This window comes from Bradyrhizobium japonicum USDA 6, from assembly GCF_000284375.1.
In the GTDB taxonomy this organism is placed as follows: domain Bacteria; phylum Pseudomonadota; class Alphaproteobacteria; order Rhizobiales; family Xanthobacteraceae; genus Bradyrhizobium; species Bradyrhizobium japonicum.
Window position 1 is genome coordinate 3,684,757 of the sequence record NC_017249.1, and the last position, 14,187, is coordinate 3,698,943.

The following is a 14,187-nucleotide window of genomic DNA, read 5'->3' on the forward strand; positions in this document are numbered from 1 at the left end:
ATCAAGCCCGCGGAATCCCGCGGGCTTTGTTTGGATGGCGTCTCTGACGCGCGCGCGCTACACAGCAGCCGGCGGTCCAAACCAGGTCGTCAGCGCATCCGCAAGTCCGCGCTGGCTCTCATCTCCGACCCACGCCACATGCCCGTCGGGCCGCACGAGCACGGCTTCGGGGGCGGTGACCTGTCCGATGGCCGGAAGCTCCCATGCGCCGTTGTAGTCGGCGTCGACTGTTCCGATGCGATCTGCCCAGGGCGCGATGTTGACGCTGCCGGGCTTGCCGAAATTGAGCAACACAGCCTGTGCGCTGTGCAGAAGCGCGAAGAGTTTTCGGGGGCAGCCATCGACCGTGAGGTCGAGATCGGGCATCCGGCGCCCGAGCAGTTCGTGTCCTTCGCCGAGATCGTAGCGGATATCGAGCCCGCTCATCATCGCGCCGAAGCGTTTGCGCGGCTCGTCCATGGCGAGCAGGTCGGACACCACATCGCGCGCGGCCTTGAGGCCGGCCTCGCCGCGGCGGAGCATGGCGATCTGCGCCATGGTGTTGCGCAAGACGCGCGCGGCCACGGGATGACGCTCAGTGTGGTAGGTGTCGAGCAGGCCGTCGGGCGAAATGCCCCTGACCACCTGCGCCAGCTTCCAGCCGAGATTGACCGCGTCCTGCACGCCGGTGTTGAGGCCTTGCCCGCCGACGGAGTGATGGATATGCGCGGCATCGCCGGCGAGCAGCACGCGCTCCCGGCGATAGGACACGGCCTGCCGCGCCGCATCGGTGAAGCGGGAGATCCAGGCGGGATTTTGGATCCCGAAGTCGGTGCCGTACACGGCGACGAGCGCATCGCTGAGATCGCGCAAGCCGGGTTCGCCGGTGCGGTCGAGCGTCGCTTCCGTCACGACGACCAGCACGCGACCGCTCTCCGCCTTGCTGAGGCCATGAAAGCCGATGGCGTCGTGGCGGAGACCCCATGCCGGCTCGTCGCGCATCTCGACTTCGGCCATGAGATTGCTGAGCGTCGGATCGGAGCCGGCGAAATCGATGCCGGCCCTCTTGCGCACCAGGCTGCGACCGCCGTCGCAGCCGACGAGATAGCTTGCGCGCAATGCCTTGCCGCCGGAGAGCGCAACGTCGATGCCGGTCGCGTCCTGAACGAAGCCTGTCACCTCGGAGTTTCGATAGATCGGTACCGCGAGCTCCTCGACCCAGTCGGCCAGGATGCGCTCGATGTGGCGCTGCCGCAGCGCGAGGCCATAAGCGTGCCGGGTGGGGAGATCGCCGATGTCGAGCCTGGTCCAGGCGAAGCCCGCGAGCTGGGTGACTTGCCCTTCGCGCAGGAAGCGCTCCGCGATGCCGCGCTGATCGAGGATCTCGATGGTCCGCGCGTGCAATCCGCCGGCTCGCGTGCCGACGAGCTCCTGATCCGCGCGCCGCTCGACCACGGCGACGTCGACATCCGCGAGCGCCAGCTCGGCGGCCAGCATCAAGCCGGTCGGGCCGCCGCCGGCGATCACCACGGCATGGTGGCTCGCGCAGCTGGCACCGGCCCGCTCGGAACGGCCGCGCGGCCGGGACGACAGAAGCAATACAGGCATGTGGACTCCCTCGCGTTGCCGCTTTGGATGTTCATTGGGTCGGGGGTTCTACGGCAGGGCGGGGGCTTGAAGCAAGCCCTTTGCGCACCACATATCAAGCTGGGAGGAAGGGCTCCTCCTTCTGTATTCGCTGCGTTGACACGTCGGGCAAAACACTGGCAGAATGGCATCATCGAAAGACGTTTGGTTCGGCCCGCGCGAGCGGGCTTTTTTGTTTCTGCGTCGTGTGACGACGATCTCACTCAACACAAGGTTTGACACGTCGGGCAAAACACCGGCAGAATGACATCATCGAGACGAGTTTGGTTCACCCGCGCCGGAAGCATCCGCCGCGGGTTTTTTCGTCTCGACTTCGAGATCGGACGGTGGCCGCGCATCCGGCCACGCACTCGCTAGACCACGTTCAAGGGGCGCCGATCGGCGCGCCGCCGTCCGTACCATTTCTGGCCGTGCGCGCGCGAACGTGCCGGCCCGCGGCGCCGGGCCTGTTGCTCGCGCCGCTGCGGTCTCCGGAGACACGGAGATAGGGTTCGCGCCCGAAACGATCGCGGCTTCGTCACGCGATCTGCCGCGCATTTTCTTTTTCGTGGAGAGACGATGACCGCCTATCTGATATCGCTCGCGCTCGCCGGCCTGGTTGCAATCGTGCTGTGGGAGACGTTTTCTTGAACGAGGAGATAGAAGGCGAGCTCGCGAGCGAGCCGATCCGCCCGCCGGCGCGACGGAGGACGTCCAGCGCACGCACCTTGACCGAAATTCGCTCGCTTGCGCGAAGCCACACCAGAACTGCGCTCAGGGTGCTCGTCGGCATCATGCGCAGCGACGATGCGACGCCGGCAGCGCGCGTCTCAGCAGCGAATGCGATCCTCGATCGCGGCTGGGGCAAGGCGGCGCAGCCGATCGAGAACGGCGAAGACGGAGCGCTGGAACTGATTCACCGGATCGAACGCATCATTGTGTATCCGGGAAGCTTGGGCGATGGGGATGCCGGGCGTGACGCCTGAGCCGTGGAAAGATCGATCTGGAATTCGGTTGGACTTGCCGTTTGACACGTCGGGCAAAACACTGGCAGAATGGCATCATCAAAGACGAGTTGGTTCAGCCCGCGCCGAGCAATCGGTTGCGGGTTTTTCGTCTCGGTCATGCTTTCGTCAGTCCTTGGTCTGCTTGCTGGTCCGGCGTTGCCCGGCATAGGCGCGCTGACGGATCGTGGCCTACGGCTTGCGGCGGCGTCCTTGCTGGTTTCAATCAAGCTCCGCAGGGACAGCCCGACACACCCGACAACGAAGACTGGTCCGCGATGTGGCGCAGGCGCAGCGGTCTGCACTAGGGCGAGCGCATCCATTGTCCATCCTGAAAATTCCGACGGCGAAAATCTTCGAGCCGCTATTGAAACCCGCCCGTTACAAGGGCGTTTATGGTGGGCGGGGCTCGGGTAAATCGCATTTCTTCGGCGAGCTCCTCGTCGAAACCTGCCAGGCCGAACGCGGCACGCTCGCGATTTGCATCCGCGAGGCGCAGCGGACGCTGGCGCAATCCTCGAAGCGCTTGATCGAGGGCAAGATCGCAAGTCTCGGTCTTGGTCACGGCTTCAAGCTCTTCAGCGACAAGATCGAGACGCCCGCAGACGGTTTGATCATCTTTCGTGGACTTCAGGACGATGCCGGCAAATACAGGTTGATGATGAAGGCGCGGGATGCCGTCGCGGCCAGGCCGATGCCGCCGGTACAGAGACCGGGCATGGCGGCGAGTCGGGATGAACGGGATCGGCATGATCTGCGAACGCTGAGCGCGCGCCTTTCGAGCACTGGTGATCTCAAGGATGCGGTCGCACTCTACCAGGCGAAGAAGGCGGGTGGCCGGTGAGGGAAGCGTGCCAGGAAACCTTAACCGATCAGACACCTGATGTGCTTCGTTTGGCTCCAAATAGCGACCTTGTGCAAAAAGGATAGGATGCCCATGCTGTTCAGCCGCATTTTGCCTCTCATGATTGTCGCGACAGGCCTTCTATCGGTTGATGCGTTTGCCGGTGATTACACTGTTTCCTATGCCTTCGACGGCACGACGCGGGAGGATGTCTCCGCCGGTGCAACGAGCTCGCTCAATGAAGAGGGGACCACGAAAGAGTGCCAGTATGACAGGCATTGCACGATAGAGCTGACGAAGTCGGATCTGACGATATCGTTGAGCGTCAAGCGTTCCGGGCGCCGTAAGGTGGTCGTCTATGCGGACGGCGGTCGTAGCCGTAGCGCAGGTTGTTGCTATTTTTCGGGCGGCGATCGCCAGGCTGAGAGCGAGCTTACCCAATCATTGCTTCGCCTGTACATCTACGAAGGGCACGCTCGCAAGAGAAACGAATACGTTCAAAATCCCCCTTGGGGCTTCTGTATCTCCAATTTTCAGACTTGAAATAGTTCGGCGTTCGAGAACGCCGCTAGCCCGTCCTCATCGCCCTTATTCGTCAGCCGAATTCTCCCGCGATCCTTGGTTGATCGCGGGACCGGATCGGCATGCTTCCACAGGAACTCATGATGGCCACCATCGAGCGACAGTATCTGCCTCCCCTGAATCCCGAGACGACGATCGCGGAGGCGGATCGCCCGCGTGTCTACGATATCGTTCGCAAGCAGTTGGCCGATCTCCTGGAAGGAGACCAGTCCTACTATCCGGATGGGGTCCAGAAGGATTGGCAGGCTCGCGCCGAAGATCTTGACGGCTACATTAGATCGTTCACGAGCTTGCAAGGACGTGTCAACGATCCAGCCGATATCCTTGGAGACGTGATCAGGCATCTCCGCGGACATGCCAAAAACTTTCGGACCCGAATCGAGGGGGCAGGGCCGTCCGATCCGATCGAACTGCCGCCGGCACTGTCGCCGACCACCCGAGACAGGAACGAGCTGTACGTCTATCCAAATCCGTTTGCTCCGCCAATGGAGACTCTTCCCCAGCCGCGGCGGGAATGGCCGGTTTCGTCGGGCGCTGGAATCGCTAAGGGCAGCGGGACGAGCAAGCCAGAGCAGCGCATCGCGCCGCCAATATTCTTCCCGTTCTAGGAACGGCTCTTTCGATCCTCTCGGGGTACCGACCAGCCATCTGAACTGGATTTACGACAGGAAAGCGCACCATGAGCGAAGACGACAGGAATTTCATCGAACGCGCCGATTCCATAACCGGACATCTCTACGGCAAACCCATGTCGCCGGAGCGGATTGTGGAGAACTTTGCGCTCTATGGATTGAAGAAGCGCGTGGCGGCACTCGAGAAGTTCGATGCCGAATTGGGGGCGAGATCGATTCGAGCCCTCACAACTTGCGAAGGCGCGTTCAGCTTGTCGATCTGCGCCGGCGCATGGGCAGTCTTCATGAGGCGTTGCGCAAAGCCAAGCGATGACCCATCCACTGCTAGCGGCGCTTGCACAGGCACGGCTGCGCGATGCGCCGATGTTCGTCAAATGGTGCGAGCTGAACGGCGCGACCGCGTGCCCGGCCACGCCTGCGTCGGTCGCGCGTTTTGTGACCGACTGCGCGTCGCTTGGCATGAGCGGACTCTGGCCGGCCGTTCAGGACATATCGCGGATGCACGTAGCACTCGGCCTGGCCGATCCGACCCTGGGTGGTCCGGCGGCAGGCGCGATGAGCACGGTTGCGGCCATATCGCCGCCTCGATCCTGGCCGGGCTCATTCAGGCAACGGTTCGAGGCGCTACCCTACGACATCCAGCTCTATCTTTTGTCGCACGAAACCCAGCGGGAACGCGCGCTCCGGCGCGCGCAGAACGAGGCTGCATCCGCTCGCCAGAAGCTGGCGGCGTTCGAGGCTCAAACGAAGGACGAAAAGGCCAGTGGCAATGAAACAGCATCGCACGACAAGGCTTGAGGATCGGATCGAAGAGCTGCGCGCTGAAATCGACGGCATTATCGATCAGCGCGTGGCCAGGATCGCCAGCGGGAGCCCCGGCGTCCCCGCGGGCGTGATCCGCAACCTCCTGACGGCCCGGGCGCCGTCCTGCCGGTGCGCGCAGTATATCGAGCTGTGCGGCACAGAGGCGAAGACGCCGGACTGACGGCTGGTAGTTCAGATTCTCTCCAAATACGCGACGGTGGCTCAGGAAGCCGCCTCTTCAATCAAGGATACAGGATGACTCTCTACAAATGGTCCCAACTGGCCTCCGCCGACGCCACAGCAGATCCGACAATCAACTGGGCGGAGGGGCAAACCCCTCCAGCGTCAACGACTCGGCGCGCGGGATGATGGCGGCGATTGCCAAGTACCGCGATGACACGGCTGGAATGATCGTCACGAGCGGAACCAGCACAGCCTACGTGGTCAGTACCTATCAGGTGTTTCAGTCGCTTTCGCAGTTGAACGGCCAGCTTGTCGCGTTCACGCCGCATGCTACCAATGGAGCGGCCGTGACCATCAACGTCGATGGTCTTGGTGCTAGGCCGCTTCGGTCTGCTCCCTCGATCGAACTGCCGCCCGGAACGATCATCCAGGGTACGCCGTATGCGGCTCTCTACAACAATAGCGATGCCGCATTCTATTTGGCTGGCTTCTTCAACGATCCTTACAATGTTCCTATCGGCTCCTGCATCGACTTCTTCGGCGCAACAGCCCCAAACAGTTCATTTGCCCTCGCTTACGGTCAAGCAATCTCTCGGACGGCCTATTCGACACTATTCTCGATGTTCGGCACGACATACGGCACCGGTGACGGTTCCACTACCTTTAACGTTCCTGATCTTCGCGGGCGGATCGTTGCCGGCAAGGATGATATGGGTGGTTCTGCGGCTAGCCGCCTGACGTCGTCTTATTTTGGCGGCACGGCAACCAATCTTGGTGCGACGGGTGGCTCGGAAAGTCATACGCTAACGACAGCGCAACTGGCCTCACATACGCACCCGAACACGTTGACTGATCCAGGACACGTGCACTCGTATCAGCGAGCGGAGTACGGTGAGCAGAAGCCGGCGTCGGGCGGCAATACGCCCTTTGCTACGTATTCCTCGCAAAATACAGGATCGGCTACCACCGGGGTCACGATCAACAATGTCGCAACGGGCAGCGGCAATGCTCATAACAATACACAACCGACGATCATCGCCAATAAGTTGTTGCGGATTATTTAGCGATCTTTATGCCATCGCATCACGTCGTGATCTTGCGGGATGATCGATCCGATAGCTTCCTTTGGAAAAAAGATAAAATCTCGATGTCCACTCAATCCAAATTTAGGATGAGGAATTGTCGAGATATCTTTTATCTGCGCGTAAGTCTTTCCAAGAAACATGATGCCCGAATAGCCGAGACTACTGAAGAACTCTAGCAACGGAGTAATTTCTCCGGGCGTACTTTCGAACTGGATAACCGGAGAAAATTTACGGATCAGATGTTCTCCGCCGCGGAAAACTTTTAGTTCATGCCCTTCTACGTCGCACTTGATGAACTTCAAATTCGAGATTGGTCCGATATCATCTAGCTTCGCGAGCTTAACGGGTATTGACCCGCCGATGTTTCTGGAGAGCGAGGCACTCCCATCCCCGGGGCGCTTTCTGGACAGTTGAGAGACGCCCTCGGCGTCAGACAAAGCAAGATTGACAATCTCGACATTTGGTCCGAGGCGACGCTGACGAATATACTCCGCCATCTCCGGCTGAGGTTCGATTGCGAGCACGCGACCGTGGGGTCCAACAGCTTTGGCCAGCCAATACGAGTAAATCCCTTTGTTCGCCCCAATGTCTAGAACTGTGGCGCCGGTCAGCCGCAAGCGCAGAAGAGCCTTGAGCTGCAAACTCTCGGTTCTCAGCCTGTAGCGCAGGCATCGAACGAAAAAATGGACATCCTCGAGCATGACTTGAGGCTACTACTACACCCCCCAACCGAGTCAACCCATGGTAGACCTGAACGCCCTTTCTGCGGCGAATGCGAAGCGCTGGGCGCATGCGAAGCCGACCCGGAAAGCCGAATCCGGCAATGTTGCCTTGCGTCTCTACAAGGCCAGGCAGCGCTATCGGGCTGTCGCACGGGAAACCGGTGTCCCCTGGCCAGTCATTGCGGTCATTCACGAGCGGGAATCCTCCCAGGACTGGCGAGCTTCCCCGGCTCAGGGCGATCCCTGGAACCGCGTGTCGGTTCACGTGCCGGCGGGACGAGGCCCATTCGAATCGTGGGAGGACGCGGCCATCGACGCGCTCGTCAAGTGCCCGCCGTTCCTCGCGCGTCACAGGGATTGGTCGATTGCGGCCGCGCTGACGGCGCTCGAGACTTACAACGGCATCGGTTACGCCGCCCGCGGCGTGCCTTCGCCATACGTCTGGTCCGGCACTGACCAGTACCGTACCGGCAAGTATGTGCGGGATGGCGTCTACGATCCAGGCAAGGTCGATCCGCAACTGGGATGTGCGGCGCTCATCATCGCGCTGATGGAGCTCGATCCCGACATCAGTTTTGCGGGAGCAAAGATCGCAAAGAGCGCAGCGGCGAGTGATTCAGCGGAGCCCTCACTGACGAATCCGTCGAGGGGCTCGATCGGTGCATTCGTGGTCAACCTGGTCAGAGCAGTTTTTGGAAGGAAATGAACATGAGAACGATGCTCGATATCATATTCTTCATCATATTTTTCGGCGCCGGCTTTGCCGCCTGCTGGTTTTGCAAAGATCCGATTGTTCGGCTCGTGACCGGCACCGAAGCCCTGATCGCGTCGCTTGAGGTCAAGCTTGCGGCACTGCGGGCGAAACCGTGATGCTCGCAAAAATCAAGGCGGTCTGTCTGCACTCCATGACCATTGCCTGGAGCTATTGCATCGCGTTCACCGGTGCTCTGGCATCAATCATCGACGACCTCGCCGATGCCCTGGGCGATCCCGGCGTCAAGGATCAAATCAGCTCGGCCATTGGCGACGTCAAGACGACGGGGCGCATCATGCTGGTGATCTCCATCGTGACGATCGTCGCACGTCTGCGAACCCTTCGGAGGATAGATCAATGTGGATGACGATCATCTCATTTCTCGGCGGCCCTGTCGTCAAGGCGCTGATCGATGCTTACAGCGCGAAGCTGAAGGCTGAGAATGTTGACACCAGGATCGCGGCTGATCTTGCGGCGAGCGAGATCGCGTCGCAGACGGCGGAAACCAAGGCCGTCATGGAATATAGAATCGCGGAGCTCGGTTATTGGTACGAGCCGGATAAGTTGATTGGCTATTGCGTGACGGTCTATTTCGCGAAGCTCCTTGTCTGGGACAAGGTTCTCGGCCTCGGTACTACAGATGCCCTGGCGGGATTTGCGGCGATCACCGCCAATCTCGTGGTCTCTTTCTATTTCGCCAAGCGCGGATTCGAGAATGTTGCAAGGATCATCAAGCGGTGAAGATGCCAGAGGATGAAATCAGGGCGATCGTGGCCGAGACACTGGCCGAGCAACACAGGCTGCAACAGGAGAGTGTCGATGCGATCGTTTTGAAGGCGGTCGCATCGGTGCTGGCGTCCTTCGGAATCGAAGATGACGACCGGAAGGAGCTAAGGGCCGATTTCCAGCACCTGCGGAGGTGGCGAAAGAGCGTGGAGCAGGCGCAGAGCTACACCTTCAAGGCCGTTATCACGGTGATCGCGACGGGACTGATGGGCGCCGTTTGGCTAGGCGTCAAGGTCGTACTGGGCAAGTGAGCCGCTACGGCGGCAACATCGCTGCACCTTGACTCACGCAATTTCCCGCAAACGGGCCGTCTCATGTACAAAATTCGTATCGTCGAAGCGTCCGATGACGACATCCTTGACACGTTGGCCGATCTGCATCGGTCGACGTTCTTCGATGCGGCGGCCATGCCGCAATTCGAGTTGGGAGCGTGGTGGCTTGCCTATCATGGCGGTGAGGCGGTCGCATTTGCCGGCGTCATACCGTCGACGCACGTTCGAAACGGCGGCTACTTCTCCAGGGTCGGCGTGTTGCAGCGGCATTGGGGGCGGGGACTCCAGCGCAGGCTGATGCGTGTGATCGAGGCGAGGGGGCGGCGTGTCGGATGGGATGCCATTGTGTCCGATACGACAGACAACCCGGTCTCTGCGAATAACTTCATCCAGGCGGGCTATCGGCTCTTCGAGCCAGAGGTGCCCTGGGCCTGGGCGCACACGCTTTATTGGCGGAAGTGGCTTCGCTGAGAGGGGTTTCCCGTGATGCGGAACGTGCTTTTCTCGGCGTAGGATGGTCAATGCGAGACACAGTGTGACTCGTACGCCCAAAATGTTCGAGGGCCCGGCAGCTTGATGGCTGCCGGGCCCTTTTTGCGTATTGAAGCGATGCGGGTGAAGTACTTGCGAAGTTGGCGGCGCCGGGCTTTAAGTTTGCTCTTGCAGGAAATTCGGCACCCATAAGCCGATGTAAGGGAGCGCCGTCGATGCCCACCAAGCCTCAATTGCCGGAACGTTCGTCGCGGGCGACGGGCGCGCCTACCGCGCTCGACGGTCTCTTGGTCGTCGATTTCACGCGCGTCGTGGCGGGGCCGGCCTGCACACAGACACTTGCCGATTTCGGTGCACGCGTCATCAAGATCGAGAATCCGGATGGCGGCGACGATACGCGCGCCTATGAGCACGCCGAAATCGGCGGCGAAAGCGCCGCTTATCTGAGTCTGAACCGCAACAAGCGCGGTATCGCGCTCGACCTAACCGTGCCGCAGGCTCGCGAGATCGCACTGGACCTGATCCGGAAGGCGGATGTGGTCGTGGAGAATTTTTCGAGCGGGGTCATGAGGAAATTCGGCCTCGACTACGAGGCGGTCGCGCCGCTCAACCCGCGGCTGGTCTATTGCTCGATTTCCGCTTACGGGCGCACCGGACCGTTCGCTTCACGCCCCGGCTTCGATCCCATCACGCAGGCGGAAAGCGGTTTCATGTCGCTCAATGGGTTTGCCGATGGGCCTGCGGTTCGTACCGGCCCGCCGATCGTGGACATGGCGACGGGGATGTCCGCCTGCAACGCCATCTTGCTGGCGCTATTGGCGCGCGATCGGCTCGGCCGTGGTCAGCATGTCGAGGTCGCCCTGTTCGACGTCGCCATGGGCATGACCGGCTTCTACGGCATGGCCTATCTGATCAACGGCGAAAACCCCGGCCGGTTCGGCAATTCGCCGAGCGGGTCGCCCACTGTCGGCGTCTATGAAGCTTCCGATGGGCCGCTTTACATGGCCTGCGCCAATGACCGGCTCTATCGCCGGCTGGTGGTCGAGGTGCTGAACCGGCCCGATTTGATCACCGATCCGCAGTTCGCGTCGCGCAAAGCGCGCTCTGAGAACAAGGAACTCCTGCGGGCAGCCATCGCAGAGGTCTTTGCGAGCGATACCCTCGAGAATTGGATGGCGAAGATGAAGCTGGCCAATATCCCGGTTGGCTATCTTCGAACGGTCGAGGAGGGGTTCAATGCTCCCGAGGCCCGCGAGCGCCATCGCCTGAACAGGATTCCGCACCGTACGGCAGAGTGGGTCCCCAATATCGAACCTCCGATCAATATGAGCCTGACGGGAGCGATTGATCCCGTCGCTGCGCCCCTGTTAGGCGAGCATACCGAAGACGTCCTGCGTGATACGCTCGGTTACGACGAGCGTCGGATTTCGGAGTTCAATCAGAAGGGCGTCTTTGGATCAGGCAAACCATCGACCTCAGGCCAAGCCTGAGCGGTCAGCTCCACGGAGCCGCCAGGCATCGCAAAGCTTGCGGAAAGCTGCTTTGAGAAGACGGTATACGCGACATCGCATTCCTGCGAACAGCCGGGGTGCAGGGCGACCACGCAACGTTAACCCTGCCCAGCTTGATTTGGCGAAGTTCCCGCCGCATAACTATGTGAAAGCGAGGGACTCGAATGGCGCCTGGTCAAGAGCCGAGCATGGGCCAGCCGACGGGGCAGGAAGCCGGTGGACGCGCCTATGCGGCAATGATCGCGAGGACCCGGGCGCTCGTGCCGCGGCTGCGAGAGCGGGCTGCCCGCACGGAGGAACTGCGGCATCTTCCGACGGAAACCGAGAAGGATCTCCACGACGCCGGCCTCTTCCGCATGCTGCAGCCGAAGCGCATCGGCGGTGCCGAGCTTGACTATGTCGCTCTCGTCGACTGCGCCGAACTGCTGGGAATGGCGGATGCGTCAGTGGCGTGGAATCTCGCTAACCTGGCAAGCCACCATTGGATGCTCGGCATGTTCGCGCAAAAGGCGCAGGATTTGGTCTGGGACCGCGATCCGGACGCGTTGATTGCGTCCTCTTTCATTTTTCCTGCCGGACGCGCCACGAGGGTCGAGGGCGGCTACCGGTTGCACGGCAGCTGGCCGTTTTCCTCCGGCGTTGCCTCCTGCGAGTGGAACATGCTCGCAAGCGTCGTTTACTCCGACGACGAGGCGGACGGCATCGAGTATCGAATCTTTCTGCTGCCGAAGGGCGATTACAAGGTGTTGGACACCTGGAATGTCGCGGGCCTGCGCGGGACGGGGTCCTGCGACGTCGAAGTCAGGGACGCTTTCGTGCCGGACTTTATGACGGTCGCGGTTGGCGATCTTGCCGGCGGCCCGACGCCGGGAAGCAAGGTCAATCCCAATCCGCTCTATGCGCTACCTGTGTTCTCGCTGTTTCCCTACGTCCTCTCCGGCGTCGCGCTGGGGAATGCTCAAGTATGCCTCGACGATTATGCGGAGGTCGCGCGTCATCGCATCTCGACCTACAACCGTGCCAAGCTGAGCGACTTTCAAAGCACGCAGATCAAGATCGCGGAGGCTTCGGCCAAGATCGACGCTGCGCGCCTGATCATGCGTTCGGCCTGCGTCAATGCAATGGAAGATGCGAGGCGCGGTCGTATTCCTGATATGGCGACCAAGACCAGATATCGTCGCGATGGCGCATTTTCGGTGAATCTGTGCACCGACGCGGTCTCGATGCTGTTTGCGGCGAGCGGAGCGCGCGGTCTGTTCACGACGGGCGTGTTGCAGCGGCAGTTCCGCGATGCGCACGCGATAAACTCGCATCTTGCGTTCAACTTCGATGCGGCCGGAACCAATTACGGACGGGTGGCTCTGGGCCTGCCGTCCGAGAATCTCACGCTGTGAGGCCGGCCGATGAATGATCTGCCGAAGCAGCCGGCCATTTCCGATCCAGCCAATGAGCTCGCCAGCGACAGCTCGCCGATCGATCCTCGTGATTTTCGCAACGCGCTTGGCACATACGGAACGGGCGTAACGATCATCACGGCCATGGCCGCTGATGGAAAGCCCTATGGTATCACCTGCAATTCGTTCGCGTCAGTCTCTCTGAATCCCCCTCTGGTCCTGTGGAGCCTCGGATTCTATTCCTCAAGCCTCCCCGTGTTTCAGAACGCCAGCCATTTCGCCGTTCACATACTCGGCACGTCGCAGCAAACGCTTGCGAACAAATTTGCAAAATCGTCCGAGGACAAGTTCGCCGGGGTCGACTGGACCCCGGGCCTCGGGAACGCGCCGGTCCTTGCCGAGAGTGTCGCCAACTTTCAATGCCGATCGGTCAATCGCTATTATGGCGGTGACCACGTGATTTTTCTCGGAGCGGTCGAGGCCTATGCCTACAGCGCCAAGGAGCCCCTGCTGTTTGCGCGCGGGGGGTATGGCCGGTTCCTGGCTGATGATGAACGCAAGAAGTCGCCATAAGGCGATTCAAGGACGCTCGTCGGCTCGGCGGTCTGTGGCCGAGAGCTTGTAGATTTCCAAAGCGTCCGCGTCGGCACCGCGTGCAGCCTTGGCCAGCCTGAATATCTGTCCCGCGAGGGTCGCCATCGGCACGGGCGTTGACGTCGCCTGGGCGACATCGGCGACCGTGTCGAGATCCTTGAGCATTGTCGCGATATGGCCAAGCGGCGGCGAGTGGATGCCCTGGACCATGCGCGGCACGAAGAGCTGAAGCGGGATGGAATCCGCAAAGCCGCCGGCGAGCGCCTCGGGCAGCCGGCCTGCGTCAATCCCTGCATTCGAGGCAAGGCGCGTTGCTTCCGCCAGAACGGCCATCGCGCATCCGACGATCACCTGGTTGCAGAGCTTTGTGGTTTGGCCAGCCCCGATCGGGCCCATGTGGGTGAACCTGCGTGCCATGTGCAGCACATAGGGCCGTGCCCGCTCAATGTCAGCAGCTTCTCCGCCGGCCATGATGGCGAGCGTGCCTTCCTCTGCGCCCTTGGTGCCGCCGGACACCGGCGCATCTATCCAGCCCGCGCCATTCGCGTCTTTCAGCCGCGCTGCAAGATCGCGCGCGGCGTCGGGATGGATTGACGAGAAGTCGACGACGAGCTTGCCTGCGCCGGAAGCCGCTGCAAGACCCTCGGGTCCGAAGATCACCTCTTCGACGGCGGCGGCATCGGTCACGCACATGAAGACGATATCCGCGTTCGCCAACATGTCGCGGGGTGTGGTTGCGCGCCTGGCGCCGGCCGCGACGAGCGGAGCGACCTTGCCCTCCGAACGATTCCAGACAGCGACCTGATGGCCGGCTTTGAGCAGGCGCCGGGTCATCGGCGTTCCCATCAGTCCAAGGCCGAGATAGCCGAGCCTCTCGACGCCGTGCGGGTTTGTCTTGGTCGCATCAGCCATAGGTTGCCTCC

General features: G+C 61.2%; 18 protein-coding genes and 1 pseudogene. 16 read left to right on the forward strand and 3 right to left on the reverse strand.

Translation table 11 applies throughout. From position 1 onward, the window contains the following. Window positions 1-57: 57 nt before the first annotated feature. Window positions 58-1,587, reverse strand: coding sequence for an FAD-dependent monooxygenase (locus BJ6T_RS17225; RefSeq protein ID WP_014493725.1), 1,530 nt, complete (start codon window positions 1,585-1,587; stop codon window positions 58-60). A gap of 677 nt (window positions 1,588-2,264) precedes the next feature. Here BJ6T_RS17225 and BJ6T_RS17230 point away from each other — a divergent pair. The 7 genes and pseudogenes from BJ6T_RS17230 (at window position 2,265) to BJ6T_RS17260 (ending at window position 6,718) form a co-directional block, all read left to right on the forward strand. After that, the gene (locus tag BJ6T_RS17230) at window positions 2,265-2,591 is read left to right on the forward strand and encodes a hypothetical protein (protein WP_043900382.1); all 327 of its coding nucleotides are present in this window, start codon (window positions 2,265-2,267) and stop codon (window positions 2,589-2,591) included. Window positions 2,592-2,931: 340 nt separating this feature from the next. Further along, window positions 2,932-3,246 (forward strand): annotated as a pseudogene (locus BJ6T_RS49670) (phage terminase large subunit); the annotation flags it as partial. Between the two features lie 300 nt (window positions 3,247-3,546). Then, the gene (locus BJ6T_RS17240) at window positions 3,547-3,996 is read left to right on the forward strand and encodes a hypothetical protein (RefSeq protein ID WP_014493728.1); all 450 of its coding nucleotides are present in this window, start codon (window positions 3,547-3,549) and stop codon (window positions 3,994-3,996) included. 122 nt (window positions 3,997-4,118) lie between these two features. Continuing rightward, window positions 4,119-4,643: a hypothetical protein gene (locus BJ6T_RS45715; RefSeq protein ID WP_141379067.1), complete on the forward strand. Its 525-nt coding sequence runs from the start codon at window positions 4,119-4,121 to the stop codon at window positions 4,641-4,643. 333 nt (window positions 4,644-4,976) lie between these two features. Beyond that, entirely contained in the window at window positions 4,977-5,465 is a 489-nt protein-coding gene (locus BJ6T_RS17250; RefSeq protein WP_014493730.1) for a hypothetical protein, read from the forward strand. Beyond that, on the forward strand, window positions 5,437-5,652 hold the full coding sequence (locus BJ6T_RS17255; RefSeq protein WP_014493731.1) for a hypothetical protein: 216 nt from the start codon (window positions 5,437-5,439) through the stop codon (window positions 5,650-5,652). The genes BJ6T_RS17250 and BJ6T_RS17255 overlap by 29 nt, the downstream gene beginning before the upstream one ends. A 184-nt stretch (window positions 5,653-5,836) precedes the next feature. Then, window positions 5,837-6,718 (forward strand): phage tail protein, encoded by an 882-nt coding sequence (locus BJ6T_RS17260; RefSeq protein ID WP_240537980.1) that lies wholly within the window; start codon window positions 5,837-5,839, stop codon window positions 6,716-6,718. On the opposite strand, the gene BJ6T_RS17265 is transcribed toward BJ6T_RS17260, so the two are convergent. Beyond that, window positions 6,715-7,440 carry an FkbM family methyltransferase gene (locus BJ6T_RS17265; RefSeq protein ID WP_225894836.1) on the reverse strand — a complete coding sequence of 242 codons (726 nt, stop codon included), beginning with the start codon at window positions 7,438-7,440 and terminating at the stop codon, window positions 6,715-6,717. The two genes, BJ6T_RS17260 and BJ6T_RS17265, sit on opposite strands and share 4 nt — an antisense overlap. A 40-nt stretch (window positions 7,441-7,480) precedes the next feature. Here BJ6T_RS17265 and BJ6T_RS17270 point away from each other — a divergent pair, with 40 nt between their 5' ends. The 9 genes from BJ6T_RS17270 (at window position 7,481) to BJ6T_RS17305 (ending at window position 13,243) form a co-directional block, all read left to right on the forward strand. Continuing rightward, entirely contained in the window at window positions 7,481-8,167 is a 687-nt protein-coding gene (locus BJ6T_RS17270) for a hypothetical protein (protein WP_014493734.1), read from the forward strand. Between the two features lie 2 nt (window positions 8,168-8,169). Then, a complete protein-coding gene (locus BJ6T_RS47265; RefSeq protein ID WP_167541698.1) occupies window positions 8,170-8,331 on the forward strand; it encodes a hypothetical protein in 162 nt (53 codons plus the stop codon). Then, window positions 8,331-8,582, forward strand: coding sequence for a hypothetical protein (locus BJ6T_RS17275; protein ID WP_014493736.1), 252 nt, complete (start codon window positions 8,331-8,333; stop codon window positions 8,580-8,582). Before BJ6T_RS47265 ends, BJ6T_RS17275 begins: the two co-directional genes overlap by 1 nt. Continuing rightward, window positions 8,573-8,956, forward strand: coding sequence for a hypothetical protein (locus tag BJ6T_RS17280; protein WP_014493737.1), 384 nt, complete (start codon window positions 8,573-8,575; stop codon window positions 8,954-8,956). Before BJ6T_RS17275 ends, BJ6T_RS17280 begins: the two co-directional genes overlap by 10 nt. Continuing rightward, window positions 8,953-9,252: a hypothetical protein gene (locus BJ6T_RS17285; RefSeq protein ID WP_014493738.1), complete on the forward strand. Its 300-nt coding sequence runs from the start codon at window positions 8,953-8,955 to the stop codon at window positions 9,250-9,252. Before BJ6T_RS17280 ends, BJ6T_RS17285 begins: the two co-directional genes overlap by 4 nt. 63 nt (window positions 9,253-9,315) lie before the next feature. Beyond that, window positions 9,316-9,744 carry a GNAT family N-acetyltransferase gene (locus BJ6T_RS17290; RefSeq protein WP_014493739.1) on the forward strand — a complete coding sequence of 143 codons (429 nt, stop codon included), beginning with the start codon at window positions 9,316-9,318 and terminating at the stop codon, window positions 9,742-9,744. A 236-nt stretch (window positions 9,745-9,980) separates the two neighbouring features. Further along, a complete protein-coding gene (locus BJ6T_RS17295; RefSeq protein WP_014493740.1) occupies window positions 9,981-11,255 on the forward strand; it encodes a CaiB/BaiF CoA transferase family protein in 1,275 nt (424 codons plus the stop codon). Between the two features lie 209 nt (window positions 11,256-11,464). Beyond that, window positions 11,465-12,670 (forward strand): acyl-CoA dehydrogenase family protein, encoded by a 1,206-nt coding sequence (locus tag BJ6T_RS17300; RefSeq protein WP_014493741.1) that lies wholly within the window; start codon window positions 11,465-11,467, stop codon window positions 12,668-12,670. Between the two features lie 9 nt (window positions 12,671-12,679). Then, the gene (locus BJ6T_RS17305) at window positions 12,680-13,243 is read left to right on the forward strand and encodes a flavin reductase family protein (protein ID WP_014493742.1); all 564 of its coding nucleotides are present in this window, start codon (window positions 12,680-12,682) and stop codon (window positions 13,241-13,243) included. Window positions 13,244-13,249: 6 nt separating this feature from the next. Here BJ6T_RS17305 and BJ6T_RS17310 read toward each other — a convergent pair whose 3' ends face one another. After that, complete coding sequence (locus BJ6T_RS17310; RefSeq protein WP_014493743.1) at window positions 13,250-14,176, reverse strand: NAD(P)-dependent oxidoreductase; 927 nt, start codon at window positions 14,174-14,176, stop codon at window positions 13,250-13,252. Window positions 14,177-14,187 lie beyond the last annotated feature (11 nt).

Excerpts from the sequence above, each read along its gene's own strand:
- BJ6T_RS17225 (WP_014493725.1), bottom strand. The coding sequence starts at position 1,587 with ATGCCTGTATTGCTTCTGTCGTCCCGGCCGCGCGGCCGTTCCGAGCGG.
- BJ6T_RS17240 (WP_014493728.1), top strand. The coding sequence starts at position 3,547 with ATGCTGTTCAGCCGCATTTTGCCTCTCATGATTGTCGCGACAGGCCTT.
- BJ6T_RS45715 (WP_141379067.1), top strand. The coding sequence starts at position 4,119 with ATGGCCACCATCGAGCGACAGTATCTGCCTCCCCTGAATCCCGAGACG.
- BJ6T_RS17250 (WP_014493730.1), top strand. The coding sequence starts at position 4,977 with ATGACCCATCCACTGCTAGCGGCGCTTGCACAGGCACGGCTGCGCGAT.
- BJ6T_RS17255 (WP_014493731.1), top strand. The coding sequence starts at position 5,437 with ATGAAACAGCATCGCACGACAAGGCTTGAGGATCGGATCGAAGAGCTG.
- BJ6T_RS17260 (WP_240537980.1), top strand. The coding sequence starts at position 5,837 with ATGATGGCGGCGATTGCCAAGTACCGCGATGACACGGCTGGAATGATC.
- BJ6T_RS17265 (WP_225894836.1), bottom strand. The coding sequence starts at position 7,440 with ATGCTCGAGGATGTCCATTTTTTCGTTCGATGCCTGCGCTACAGGCTG.
- BJ6T_RS17270 (WP_014493734.1), top strand. The coding sequence starts at position 7,481 with ATGGTAGACCTGAACGCCCTTTCTGCGGCGAATGCGAAGCGCTGGGCG.
- BJ6T_RS47265 (WP_167541698.1), top strand. The coding sequence starts at position 8,170 with ATGAGAACGATGCTCGATATCATATTCTTCATCATATTTTTCGGCGCC.
- BJ6T_RS17275 (WP_014493736.1), top strand. The coding sequence starts at position 8,331 with ATGCTCGCAAAAATCAAGGCGGTCTGTCTGCACTCCATGACCATTGCC.
- BJ6T_RS17280 (WP_014493737.1), top strand. The coding sequence starts at position 8,573 with ATGTGGATGACGATCATCTCATTTCTCGGCGGCCCTGTCGTCAAGGCG.
- BJ6T_RS17290 (WP_014493739.1), top strand. The coding sequence starts at position 9,316 with ATGTACAAAATTCGTATCGTCGAAGCGTCCGATGACGACATCCTTGAC.
- BJ6T_RS17295 (WP_014493740.1), top strand. The coding sequence starts at position 9,981 with ATGCCCACCAAGCCTCAATTGCCGGAACGTTCGTCGCGGGCGACGGGC.
- BJ6T_RS17300 (WP_014493741.1), top strand. The coding sequence starts at position 11,465 with ATGGGCCAGCCGACGGGGCAGGAAGCCGGTGGACGCGCCTATGCGGCA.
- BJ6T_RS17305 (WP_014493742.1), top strand. The coding sequence starts at position 12,680 with ATGAATGATCTGCCGAAGCAGCCGGCCATTTCCGATCCAGCCAATGAG.
- BJ6T_RS17310 (WP_014493743.1), bottom strand. The coding sequence starts at position 14,176 with ATGGCTGATGCGACCAAGACAAACCCGCACGGCGTCGAGAGGCTCGGC.